Genomic DNA, 12,955 nt, shown 5'->3' on the forward strand with positions numbered 1-12,955 from the left:
AATATAGAATTATGCTATCATATTTTCACTTGTTTGACAAGGAAATTATTCTTATTTTTATGTTTGTTTTTCACAAAATATGATATTTTATTCTATTGCGGAAATCTGAAGAAGCCGCGTTTTTTGTGGCTTTGCAGAGAAAGGTGTTTGGTACGATTGACCAAAATTTTCATTCCGGCATCATGCCGCGAATTGACAGATGACGGCAGAAAAGTGCTGCTCTTCCTTGCGGATTTTCGCGATAATTCCGCAAAGAAAAATACTCCTGAAATCTGTAGATTTCAGGAGTATTTGGGAGCCGGCAGACAGAATCGAACTGACAACCGTTTGCCGCCGGTTAAAGAGCTGTTTTATGATCAACCCACCGGTGAGTTATTCGATTCGTTTAAACTGCATCCCTTCGTACATCCGCACCGGATTCCCCCGCTGCAAACGGGTATGCTCCAGCCGGTTGAGCGCTTTCACCTGCGCTTCTCCCGCTGCGTTTTGCAGCGAGATGGCTTCGCACAGGCGGTTCAGCGCCAGCTTTTTGTTCACCTGCTGGCTTCTGGCCTCCGTAGACACCACCGCAAGCCCTGTCGGAATATAAATGACTCTTACGCCGGTTTCTACCTTATTGACATTCTGCCCGCCCTTGCCGCCGGAGCGAAAGGTCTCAAACCTCACCAGGCTTTCATCGTAAGAAAGCGGCTTTGTCTGCCCGCACAGGCTAATGTCTAAAAACCAGTTTTTGCGCTTATGGTTTTTTCGGTAGGGGCTTTGGCAAATCCACTGCACCGACCCCTCTAAAAAGGAGAGATCGATCCTGCTCTCGAGCCGCACTGAGCGGTAGCAATCCGGGTGCCTGCCGGGGTGTTTTTCCAATACCGCTATATCCGGGAACTCCGTCATCAGGCTGCGCAGAAATTTGCCCACTGCCAGTTCGCATTCTTCCGGGCCTTGCCCTGAGCTAAGCTGCAATTCCATTCTGTTTTCCCCCTTACCCTTTATAGGTGACAAGAGGACGCAGAGTGGCAATGACCGTGCAAAGGCCATGCTCCACAAGGGCCGCAATCACTTGCTCAATATTTTTGTATGCTTCCGGTACTTCCTGATACAGCAGCTCGGTATCGTGGCAAACGGTATGGCTGCCCAGCTTTGAGTGCCGGATGGTATCCCGTTCATATTTGTTCCTGATGCGGGATTTGCACAGAGATCGGGCCCATTTCCTCCCCGCTCCATGAGAAAGGGAATGGCCCGACAGAGAGGTATCTGCCGCAGGCAGCACAAGGTACGTCAAGCTGCCCCGGGAACCGGGGATGACTACCGGGCCTTTCAGCGCACTGACTGCTCCCTTGCGGTGGATGAAATGATCGTCCCGCCGCTCCACAAAGTTGTGGCAGCAGTCCAGCAGCGGCTTTACCTCCTGGGAATAGCCGACGTACCCCATCAACTTTTCGGCTACCAAACGGCGGTTGCGCTCTGCCCATAAGAGGGCATCGTCGTGCTTTGCCAGGTAAGCCTGCGCCCGCTCACTGTTCGCAGAAAGCCCGCCGAGGCCTGAGAACTCACTGAGAATCCGCTGGCCGTATCCCCTCGAACCACTGTGAATCAGCAGCAGAAGCTGATTCTTATTAATGCCAAGCTGTTCAAACACATCCCCGTCCAGAACTTCATGCACCGTTTGAAACTCGGCGAAATGATTGCCGCCGCCAATGGTGCCAAGGTCGTAGATGGGGCTTTCCTCCGGATAAGGGTTTTCGGTGGGCAAGTCCTCCAAAGCCCGAATATGGTTCAACTTTGTGACAAAACGCTCCTGCTTGAATTTTTTGAGGGCGCAGTTCGTCTCAAACAGGCCCATCCCGCAGCCGATGTCGTTTCCGATCAGGTGGGGGTACAGAATCCCTTCTGTTTCCACCGCTATGCCGATCGGATTTTTTCCGGCATGCAGATCAGGGAGCCCTACTGCCCGCACTACACCAGGAAGCTTCGATACATCTTCCAGCTGCCGGATCGCAGTGTGCTCCATCCAGCATTTTTCATTCTGAATTATGGTAAACAATTCGCTCAAAATATTCTCCTTTTTGATCGTGAATCGGCTAAAAAGGGCACAAAAATGCCGTGGCAGAATCACCACGGCAGAAAATATCTTTTTAGCCATGTGGTTGATTGCTATTCGATTTTGTTTCCCCCAGTCGCCAACATAACAATCAATCCTTTTCCAATCAATTTACGGAAAACCGTTACCCGCTATTTTACAGTACCAGCTTCGATTTGTCAACCAGAATCAGCGGTGTGGTTCAGATATGTGTTTGCTATTAAGGAACACGATGCACTCGAGCGCTGTATGCTTCAGTTTGCCTCTTATGATAAACAGACAGTATACGATGAGGAGAAAGGCTGTCATGTCTGTGAAATCTTTTATGACATCATGGAGGAAACCGAGCTGCTCATTCGTATTCTGTCTTTCGGCCCGGTGGTGGAAGTATTAGGGCCGGAAAGAATACAAAAACAAATTCGGCAAAGAATTGCACGTCAGATGATACATATGGAATAAATATCACAATATCTGCGGCCGACAAAATTCATGAGATATAATAAAACCCCGTACGCAAACCGCGTATCGAGGCAGATTTTCTGAAATCATATCCGATGATACTGTATAGATTTTAGATGGAAAAAGTTTTCAATCGGTATTTTTAGAAAGGTATGATTTCTCTTAGAAAAATAGCATCTGAAATTTATTGAAATGATTTTCCTTTTATTTTAAATTGGAAGCCTTATGAAGAAATAGAATTTCTGGAACTGTTCATCCTTTATTCCTCCATGTTTCGGATCAGCCCATCCAGGAACAGCATATTTATTTCTCTTGCCAATTCAGGGTTGTGTTCAAGCCGATCACGAATTTCCTTATTATGCATCAAATACGTCTGAATCATATCAATATAGATTTCAATTGCGTCATTAGACGCATCCGGGGAAAAAACTCCCGAATCTTTGCCTTCCTCAATAAACGTCATCAAAAGGTTTTTGCTGGCGGCGTTGAAATTTTCAAGGTATTGCCGAAGCTCCGGGTCGCTCTCAACCGCTTCAAAAAAGAACCTCAGGGTATATTTGCCGTAATACCAAGTTCGAATTTGTATATATTCCTCTATCTTTTCGATGAAGTTTCCTTCTTTTGCAATCAAAGATTTTATTTTTTCGACGCTGTCATCCAGCATATCCTTGATGATGATCCGCCGCAGATTATCTTTGCTCTCAAAGAAGTTGTAAATGGATACCTTAGATACATGCGCTTTCTCCGCAATCTCCGTTACGGTTACCCGATCAAAGCCATATTGGTCGAACAACTCCAAAGCCGTCTGCATGATGGCTTTTTTCTTATCGTTTCTTCTTTTCTCAAACCCATCCAATACAATCACCTCAAGATATGAACCTTATAAACTTTATCCGTAAATAATATAGCATATCGGCATTGACAAGTCAAATCTCTTTTGATAATATATGAACTAATAAAATAAATATAGTACATATATTAAGGAGGATCTGATATGGGTGATATTATTTTTGATCATGTAAACAAGGATTATCGTATGGGGGAAGTCACGATTCACGCGGCAAAACAGGTTTCCTTTCATGTAAAGAAGGGGGAGATCTGCATCATCCTTGGTCCCTCCGGCGCGGGTAAAACCACGGTACTCAATCTCTTGGGAGGCATGGAAATTGCCACATCCGGAAAAATTCTTTTTGGCGGCAAGGATATTACCGCCATGAACGATCTGGAATTGACCGACTACCGAAGATACAAAATCGGCTTTGTCTTTCAATTCTATAATTTGATACCAAATCTAACCGCAGCGGAAAATGTCGAGCTTGCAAAACAGGTTTGCAAATCATCGTTGGAGCCAGAGGAGGCCCTGCGCATTGTCGGCTTAAAGGACAGAATCCATAATTTTCCGGCACAGCTTTCCGGCGGAGAACAGCAGCGTGTCGCGATTGCCAGGGCGATCTGCAAAAATCCCGACCTTTTGCTTTGCGACGAACCTACCGGCGCCCTGGATACCGAAACGGGAAAAACGATTCTGAAGGTTCTGTCCGACATTAGCCGGAATATGGGGAAAACAGTCATTATCATTACCCATAATTCTCTGGTAGCGCCCATTGCCGATCGGCTGATTGAAATGAAAAACGGCATGGTAGTCAAAGAGAGTGTACAAGATTCTCCAGCGGATTTGGAGGGAATCAAATGGTAAAAATGCTACAAAAAAAGATTTTTCGGGATATTAGAGAAAACCGCTGGGCGTTTTTATCCATTGTGTGCATCTGCTCTTTGGGAATTGCCCTGTTCAGCGGCATCAACCTGTATGTGAGTACGGTTGAAAACGAAGTGGCCGATTATTATGAAGAGGCGAATCTCGCCGACTATTGGGTTTATAAAGCCGACATATCGGAATCCGATTTGGATCACCTGCGGTCTTTTACCGATATTCAAGAAGCACAGCGCCGGAAAATAACCGATATTGCGTTATCCGGAGCATCAAACTCAGTTCTGCATTTTCACGCCGTCGACGAAGCGGCCAAAATCAATGTACCGGAACTTTTGGCCGGAAGCCTGCTGGACGGAAGTGAAACAAACGCCCTTTTGCTTGACAGCCGCTTTGCCCAGGCCCATGGGCTGTCTGTTGGAGATACGATTACTGCTCGGGAAGGCGAATCGCAGAAAGAGTGGCGGATCAAAGGGATCGTCCGGGATGCGGAATACGTTTATTACGCCCCGGAAGGTTTAACCGTGCCCGATTATCACAAATATGGATTCGCCTATACAAACGCGTCCGCTTTGCCGGACATCGCTTACAATGAACTCATCCTCACTATCCGTGAAGGATCGAAGCTTTCACAGGAAGAACAATCGAATCAAGTACGAAAAGTGTTTGAAAGCGCCACGATCCTCAGCCGCTCTCATCAGACGAGCTATCGCAAGGTTGCCGACGCGATGACCGGCGTAAAGCAAATCGGGCTTCTGTTTTCCATTGCTTTTTTCCTGACGGCAGCTCTCGTAACATGGATTACAGTATCCCGTATGACAGAAAACCAGCGTCAGCATTTGGGAACACTGCGTTCCTTGGGCTACTCTAAAAAGGAAATAATGGCTCGGTACGCACTTTTAGGTGTTTTGATTACCATTCCAAGCATGATTTTAGGATGGGCAGCCGCCAGATATCTGATCGCAGAATTTCTGTATCGCGTCGGGATTACCTATTACACAATAGACAATACCGGCGTCACGCCTTTTACTCCGCATTTCTTCGTATCAGTCCTCTGCGTTGCAGCGGTTACCTGCGGTGGTGCCGCGCTCTCCTGCCGTAGATTGCTGAAACTGACACCTGCGGCGCTGATGCGGCCAAAACCGCCGGCGCACGGCCACCGGATTTTGCTGGAACGAATCACGCCCTTTTGGCGCAGCTTAAGCTTTAGTGGAAAAATCGTGACAAGGAACTTGTTCCGCAACAAAGCGCGGATGCTCATGGGGCTTGTCGGCATTATCGGCTCCACTTCCCTGATTTTGTGCGGCTTCGGGCTGATGAATTCTATCAACGCAATGCTCGATCGGGCGTTTGACGAAACCGTGATGTATAACGTGGAAATCAAGTTTCGAACCCCTTCAACCAGCGAGCAGCTTTCCGATATTTACGATGCGCTGAGCAGCGCGCGAAATATCGACGCGACAATGGCGTTCAGTGTTTCTCTTTATGGTGAAAGAGGCAATGTGCAAAGTCCCTATCTTGTGGTGATGGACGAGGAGCAAAAAAGCCTCAGCTTCAGGGATATGGAGGGAAACCCGATACATTTGCCGCAGGACGGTGCGCTGATTACTCCCAGAATGGCAGAAGCGCTCAATGTAAATGTCGGCGATACGCTCACGGCGGAACGACTCGATGGAATCGTCATACCGCTGAAGGTTGCACAGATCGTGGATTTTCCTATCGGAAATGAAGTTTATATAAGCAAAACTGCATTTTCAAAAGTGTCGGACCTTCCGTTTCTGATCAGAACGCTGCTGATAGACGGACAAGGGCTTGATCTCGACAAGCTAAAAAGCGACCCGAGGATTTCACTTATCGAGACAAAGGAAGAAATGCGCAGCAATATGCTGATCGTTCTGGAGGCTTTGCAGGGCTTTCAGATCATATTGATTGTATTCTCTGGACTGCTTGCCTTTGCCGTTATGATGGTGCTGGGGCGCATGAACTACTATGAGCGAATTCGTGAGCTTGCAACGCTGAAAGTTCTGGGATTTTATCGCACTGAAATGAAACGATTGATCCTGCGGGAGAACATTTGGATTACGATATTCGGTCTGCCTTTCGGCTTTGTCATCGGTTCCTTGCTCCTGCGCATCATACTTTCTCAAGCGACAACGCCGGATTTGGAGATTGCGCCGATCATTCCCGTATTGAGCATTGCCATAGGCTTTGCTTTTATCTTTGGGTTTACCATACTTGTGAATCATATCATAGGAAGAAAATTTAAGAATATTGATATGGTGACTTCGCTGAAAAGTGTGGAATGAATAAAAAACAGCTTAATAAATTAAGAGTCTTTGAAGCCCCTCCAAATAAATCGGGTTTGGCGGGGCTTTGCCCATGGCAGAATATTTTTCTCAATCCTCCAAGCCTGTTAAAGTTTGGGGGTAGCTTTTGTGTGTTGGCCGATACAGACTGCACCACTGTGCATTTGCCACAACCACATTAGGCGATCTGCATAGTTAGTGCTTACATAGGTAATTGATTAAAAAAGTCCATACTTCATCTTGACGTACACTCCTTTCCAACGAGAGAGAAGTCATAAGAAATGCCCCTCACTTCTATTAGGGAAAAAGTGAGGGGCTGCATGGACTGATAAAGTCAAGATTTATTGTCTTGATTTAATTCGGTTGAACGAATACACTATTTATATATTTTGAAAGGATACGATGACATGGAATATATGACTGTGCGGGAAGCAGCTGAAAAATGGAGTATCACAGAGCGCTAGGTTCAAAAGCTCTGTGAAGAAAATAGAATCAAGGGTGCTGTTCGGTTTAGCAGAGTATGGATGATTCCTAAAGAGGCCATCAAACCCATTGATGGTCGGCGAAAGGATGGTGAACATAAATGAAACGGATATTTTTAGTTGAGGACGATAAGGCAATTGCCAAAAACCTCGTGCTTTTGCTCCGATCGGAGGGATTTACAGTAACCCACGCTTCTACACATGGGGAAGCTCTTGCAGCGCTTGCCGAGCACAAATTTGACTTAGCTCTGATTGATATTTCTTTGCCTGACGGAAATGGCTTTACGGTTTGTACAGAAATCAAAGAAACACTGGATATTCCCGTTATCTTTCTGACAGCTTCCGGTGACGAGTCAAGTGTGGTTACCGGACTGAACATGGGCGCAGACGACTATATCACCAAGCCTTTTCGTCCACGTGAACTCATTGCACGAATCAGAACTGCCCTGCGCAAAAGTGGATATTCCCCATCGGCCTTTGAAATCTCCGGGCTTCATGTGGATACGGCAAACGGTGTTGTGAAAAAGAACGGAAACGAGGTTTTTCTTTCCGCTTTAGAATACCGGCTGCTTTTGGTGTTTATTAACAATCCTAAAAGTATTATCACAAGAAGCAGGCTGCTTGACGAATTGTGGGACGCTGCCGGCGAGTTTGTAAACGATAACACATTGACCGTGTATATCAAACGCCTGCGGGAGAAAATCGAGAACAACCCGGCGAACCCGCAAATGATCCTGACTGTCCGTGGGACAGGCTATCGATTGGGGGATGGACATGTTTCGAAATAGGGAGATACGGCAGTTTGCTGTGGTGTTTACGGCAATTACCGTCACCGCTGCCGCAGCAGGCTTTGCCATCCAACCGGCAGCCGGAATTCTTGCTCTCGCCTCTGCCGCTGCCTTGGGTACTGTATTTTTGGTGTTTACCAAGGCCCGGTACAAGAGTATTGCAAAGCTATCGGAACAAATTGACCTTGTGCTTCATAATTCTGACCACCTGTTCATTGGCGAAACGAATGAGGGCGAGCTTTCCATTCTGCAAAGCGAGATAACAAAAATGACGCTGCGCATTCGGGAGCAAAATGATGCGCTGAAAAGGGAAAAAGAACATCTTGCCGAGTCAATGGCTGACATTGCCCACCAGCTTCGCACACCTCTCACATCGGTAAACCTGATTTTATCCTTGTTAGAGAATAGCCCTGATGAAAAGGAACGGAAAGCAATGATCCGGGAAACAAAGGAACTGTTTGTACAGATGGATTGGCTGCTTGCTTCTCTATTGAAACTATCCCGCCTGGATGCGGGCATCGTAGTGTTTCAGAGAAAGAAAATTGATGTACATGACCTGATAAGCAGTGTGCTTCACCCGTTCTTAATTTCTATGGATCTGCACAACATCACTTTGCAAACGGATGTGCCGAAAGAAATATTCATTCAGGGCGATTCCGGTTGGCTTTCGGAGGCCATTCAAAACATCCTCAAAAATTGCTTGGAAAGCGCAGGCGATGACGGAAAGATTGTGATTGCTTGCGAGGACAATCCGCTGTTTACCGAAATTACGATTCGTGACAGCGGCGCAGGCTTTGCAAAAGAAGACTTACCACATCTGTTTGACCGGTTCTATCGCGGGAAACACGCAGGGGCTACAGGATATGGGATTGGACTCGCTCTCTGCAAAACCATTATCACGCGGCAGGGTGGGACAATTACCGCCAAAAATCACCCGCAGGGCGGTGCAGTATTTTCTATTCGTTTTCCAAAGTGACGGATCTCTCACTTGAAAGTCACCGGAATGTCAGTGAAAAGTTCTATGATATGGGTGAACCACGGGAAAGGAGACTCATAGAATGGAGTTTTTAAAAGTTGAAAATTTATGCAAGGTCTATGGCAGGGGCGATAACCAGATCACTGCGTTAGACCATGTTACCCTTACCATTGAAAAGGGAGATTTTACTGCAATCATCGGTTCTTCCGGTTCCGGTAAGTCCACTTTGCTTCACGCTATTGCAGGTGTTGATGTGCCGACAAGCGGAAAGATCTATTTGGACGGGCAGGACGTATATGCGACGAGCAACGAAAAACTTGCCATTTTCCGCAGGCGGCAGGTGGGGCTGATTTATCAGTTTCATAACCTTATCCCCACTTTAAATGTGGTAGAAAACATCACATTACCTATCCTGATGGACAAGAGAAAGGTCAACGGGGAACGGCTAAACGATTTGCTGGAACTACTGGGTCTACAGGAACGCAAAACACATCTGCCGAATCAGCTCTCGGGTGGTCAACAGCAGCGTGTTGCGATCGGACGCGCTCTAATGAACGCCCCGGCCGTCATGCTGGCCGATGAACCCACCGGCAGTCTGGACAGCCGTAATGGACAGGAAATCATCAAGCTGCTGAAAGAAAGCAATCAAAAATATGGGCAGACCCTGCTTCTTGTCACCCACGATGAAAATATCGCCTTGCAGGCAGACCGCATTATTACCATTACGGATGGAAAAGTGGTGCGGGATGAGAGGCAGGTGGCACGATAATGAACATTTTCAATAAAGTTGCCCTGCAAGGACTGAAAAAGAACCGCACACGAACACTTGTAACAATTATCGGAGTTGTTTTGTCCGCTGCTCTGATTACGGCAGTTGCCACCTTTGCCGTATCCTTGCAAACTTATATGGTTAACGGAGCAATCATGAAGTACGGCAACTGGCACGTTGCATTTCCAGATGTAGATACCTCTTTTGTGCAGGAACAGGCTGATGATAACAGGGTTGCAAATATCGCATCCTTTGAAAACATTGGCTACGGGATGCTTAAAGGTGGACAAAATCCCGACAAACCATATGTATTCATTGCTGGATTTAATAAAGAAGCCTTTTCCGCTCTGCCTGTTGAACTTCTCTCCGGCAGATTGCCGGAAAACAGCAGTGAAATTCTGGTTCCAGCGCACATTGCGGCAAACGGTGGTGTGAAAATCTCGGTTGGCGATACGCTCTCCCTTGCGGTCGGAACCCGTAAGGCTGGAAATGAAACACTGAGCCAACACGATTCATATCGTTCCGGAGAGGAAACGCTGACACCTACTGCGGAGAAAACCTACACGGTGGTCGGCATCTGCCAAAGGCCTGCCTTTGAGGAACGGTCTGCTCCCGGCTATACGTTGATTACAACAGCAGATACGGCAGCTCCGGCGAGTAGCTTCAGTGCGTTTGTTGCGCTGGAAAAGCCGAGCCAGCTTCGCTCGTATGTAAGCAGTGAGGCCGAGAGCCACGCTTATGTCCTAAACGATGATGTGCTGCGCTTTATGGGGCTTTCGGAAGATAAGATGTTTAATGCGCTGCTCTACTCAGTCGGGGGAATTTTGGTTGTTCTGATTATGGTCGGGTCGGTGTTTCTGATTTACAATTCCTTCAACATTTCCTTAAACGAGCGCACACACCAGTTTGGCATTTTAATGTCAGTAGGTGCCACAGAAAAGCAGCTGCGCAATTCTGTGCTGTTTGAGGGACTTTGCATCGGCGCGATTGGCATTCCTATCGGCATTTTGATTGGCATCCCAAGCATTCGACTTGTACTTTCTATTGTGGCAGAAAATTTTTCAAATGTTCTTTACAGCAACGTACCGTTGACTCTAAAGGTATCTGTTCCCGCTCTTGCTGCTGCAGCGGTTATCAGTATGGTTACCATTCTGATTTCAGCCTATATTCCGGCAAAAAAAGCAGCCGATACGCCCGTGATGGAGTGTATCCGCCAAACCAATGAGGTCAAGGTGGAAGCCAACGCCATAAAAACCTCTAACCTCACAAGTCGGCTTTATGGTTTAGAGGGAACACTTGCGTTAAAAAACTTTAAGAGAAACAAGCGGCGTTACCGCAGTATTATCCTGTCGCTTACTTTGAGCGTCGTGCTGTTTGTATCATCAAGCGCCTTTGGCACCTATTTGGATCAGGTGGCGGAGCAGTCCGCTGTTGAAATGGACGGTGATATCCTGCTCTATACACGAGATATGACCGAAAGCGAATTCTCCCAGCTTTATGATACGCTGAAAACCGCTGACGGATTGACCAAAAGCACCGATCAGGCTGTTTCCACCTATACCTGCGAGGTCAATACAAATGAGCTCACCAATGACTTTTGGGACAGCTACCGGAAATCCGCAGGTTTAGATGCATCCAATAAAACGGTGAAGCTATCGTTGGATGTTCAGTTTATTGAGGATAACATCTATCAAAGCTTCATTGAAAGCCTCGGCCTGCCCGCAGCGGAATATACGGGGCAGGACGCAAAAATGATTATCGTCGGGAAATATAACGGCGGGCTTGATCTATTTACAGACCGTTCCATGGATTTTACGATTGGAACTGAATCTGGAGAACAGAGGAAAACAATTCACACCACCTTTGCAGATACCTACCCGCTGGACCCGCCGCCCGCAGAACCCTCTGAGGTGAAAGGATACGTGTTGATGGTGGTTGCCCCTCACCAGATGAAACCGCAGTTCGATGCCCTGGACGCGCCTACAAAATTAGGCTTGACCTTTTGGTCTGATCATCCTGCACAGTCAACGGAGAAAATGCAAGGGATAATTGAGGGATCGGGCATTACCGCTAGCTATACTTTGTACAATGTTCATGCGATACTGGAGCAAAATCGTAATATCCTGTTTATTGTAAATCTGTTTACGGTTGTTTTTATCGCTATGATTTGCCTGATTGCGGTTGCCAATGTGTTCAACACGATTTCCACCAACATCAAGCTTCGCAGGCGAGAGCTTGCCATGCTCCGCTCCGTGGGAATGTCCGACCAAGATTTTAATAAGATGATGCGCTTTGAATGTGCACTTTATGGAGCACGGACAATGCTTTGGAGCTTGCCCCTCTCAGGAATTCTCTCGTGGCTGATTTACAGGGGAATGGTTGTTGGCGGCGGTGATATAGAGTTTATGTTTCCTTGGGACAGTATAGGAATCAGTATGCTTGGTGTATTCCTTGTGGTGTTCATTACCACGCTGTATGCCATTAGCAAGATAAAAAAAGAAAATATCATTGATGCGCTACGGGATGATATGGCTTGATTTAAGATACAGAAGACATTCTGCAGAAAGAATGAATTAAAAAAACCGTGGCAAAAAACAGAGATGCGGAACCCGCCTCATAAAAAAACGGTGCTTTAGCGGGGCACTCCACATGCTTAAATGCCATTCATAACCCTCCAAACCCGTAAAGTTTGGGGGGATTTCTTATGTGTTGGTCTATACAGACTACACCGCTGCATATCTGCTGCAGCGACATTAAGCTATTTGTATAACCGAAGCCCTCATAGGTAATTTGTTAAAAAAGCCCGCACTTCTCATGGGAGAAGTATGTCCATGCACACGAACTACTGGTCCATATTAATACTCACTATAATTTCATAAAAGACACACAAAGAGGCATCATTTTGCTCTCGTGTGCTTTTGTCTTTGTTATCTTGCATCGGTACTGTTCTCCACCAACCATCAAATTTTCACCTGGGCACATTGAAAATTTGGAGGTTAAAGTGATGAGAGAATACACATTGATTGTAAAAGGCAAGAGAATCCCTGTCACTTACGATGTCTATAAAACCTATTATCAAGAATACGAACATGAAAGATACCTGAAAAATAAGTCTGCCAAATACGAACACTCTTTAGAGCAATGCATCGAAACGGATGTTTTTATAAAATTTATCTGCCTTCACAGTTTAACTACTGTTGGGGATGGAGTTCTTAAATCGGAACAACTAAGCCATCTTCCCTACTGTTGAACAAGCTGAGTGCAAAGGAACACCAAATCATCTGCTGTATCTTTTTCTAAAGAAAGGATAAAAACAGTCGACCCAGCAGATGCAAATATCCGCTTCGGCAATCAGATACAGGAAGCTCAAAATTCTGAATGCTTTACTTC

The 12,955-nt window shown here is 46.4% G+C and carries 11 protein-coding genes; 8 read left to right on the top strand and 3 right to left on the bottom strand.

The annotated features are described in order from the left end of the window. Positions 1-372: 372 nt before the first annotated feature. Positions 373-966 carry a peptide chain release factor H gene (gene prfH, locus HMPREF1141_RS13975; RefSeq protein WP_009065592.1) on the bottom strand — a complete coding sequence of 198 codons (594 nt, stop codon included), beginning with the start codon at positions 964-966 and terminating at the stop codon, positions 373-375. 13 nt (positions 967-979) lie between these two features. Then, positions 980-2,050, bottom strand: coding sequence for an RNA ligase RtcB family protein (locus HMPREF1141_RS13980; RefSeq protein ID WP_009065732.1), 1,071 nt, complete (start codon positions 2,048-2,050; stop codon positions 980-982). Positions 2,051-2,095: 45 nt separating this feature from the next. Here HMPREF1141_RS13980 and HMPREF1141_RS17850 point away from each other — a divergent pair, with 45 nt between their 5' ends. Further along, entirely contained in the window at positions 2,096-2,536 is a 441-nt protein-coding gene (locus tag HMPREF1141_RS17850; RefSeq protein ID WP_196795049.1) for a WYL domain-containing protein, read from the top strand. Positions 2,537-2,795: 259 nt separating this feature from the next. On the opposite strand, the gene HMPREF1141_RS13990 is transcribed toward HMPREF1141_RS17850, so the two are convergent. Then, entirely contained in the window at positions 2,796-3,401 is a 606-nt protein-coding gene (locus HMPREF1141_RS13990) for a TetR/AcrR family transcriptional regulator (RefSeq protein WP_242824612.1), read from the bottom strand. Between the two features lie 129 nt (positions 3,402-3,530). Between HMPREF1141_RS13990 and HMPREF1141_RS13995 the strand changes: the two genes are divergently transcribed. The 7 genes from HMPREF1141_RS13995 (at position 3,531) to HMPREF1141_RS14025 (ending at position 12,815) form a co-directional block, all read left to right on the top strand. Continuing rightward, complete coding sequence (locus HMPREF1141_RS13995; protein WP_009065636.1) at positions 3,531-4,232, top strand: ABC transporter ATP-binding protein; 702 nt, start codon at positions 3,531-3,533, stop codon at positions 4,230-4,232. Then, positions 4,226-6,550, top strand: coding sequence for an FtsX-like permease family protein (locus HMPREF1141_RS17195; RefSeq protein ID WP_009065560.1), 2,325 nt, complete (start codon positions 4,226-4,228; stop codon positions 6,548-6,550). Before HMPREF1141_RS13995 ends, HMPREF1141_RS17195 begins: the two co-directional genes overlap by 7 nt. A gap of 583 nt (positions 6,551-7,133) precedes the next feature. Continuing rightward, complete coding sequence (locus HMPREF1141_RS14005) at positions 7,134-7,820, top strand: response regulator transcription factor (RefSeq protein WP_009065542.1); 687 nt, start codon at positions 7,134-7,136, stop codon at positions 7,818-7,820. Then, positions 7,807-8,796, top strand: coding sequence for a HAMP domain-containing sensor histidine kinase (locus HMPREF1141_RS14010; RefSeq protein WP_035317183.1), 990 nt, complete (start codon positions 7,807-7,809; stop codon positions 8,794-8,796). The genes HMPREF1141_RS14005 and HMPREF1141_RS14010 overlap by 14 nt, the downstream gene beginning before the upstream one ends. Positions 8,797-8,878: 82 nt before the next feature. Further along, the gene (locus HMPREF1141_RS14015; RefSeq protein ID WP_009065688.1) at positions 8,879-9,565 is read left to right on the top strand and encodes an ABC transporter ATP-binding protein; all 687 of its coding nucleotides are present in this window, start codon (positions 8,879-8,881) and stop codon (positions 9,563-9,565) included. Further along, on the top strand, positions 9,565-12,102 hold the full coding sequence (locus HMPREF1141_RS14020; RefSeq protein WP_009065730.1) for an ABC transporter permease: 2,538 nt from the start codon (positions 9,565-9,567) through the stop codon (positions 12,100-12,102). Before HMPREF1141_RS14015 ends, HMPREF1141_RS14020 begins: the two co-directional genes overlap by 1 nt. 467 nt (positions 12,103-12,569) lie before the next feature. Continuing rightward, a complete protein-coding gene (locus HMPREF1141_RS14025; protein WP_035317184.1) occupies positions 12,570-12,815 on the top strand; it encodes a hypothetical protein in 246 nt (81 codons plus the stop codon). Positions 12,816-12,955 lie beyond the last annotated feature (140 nt).

The organism is Clostridium sp. MSTE9, assembly GCF_000277625.1.
GTDB lineage: Bacteria > Bacillota > Clostridia > Oscillospirales > Acutalibacteraceae > Faecalispora > Faecalispora jeddahensis.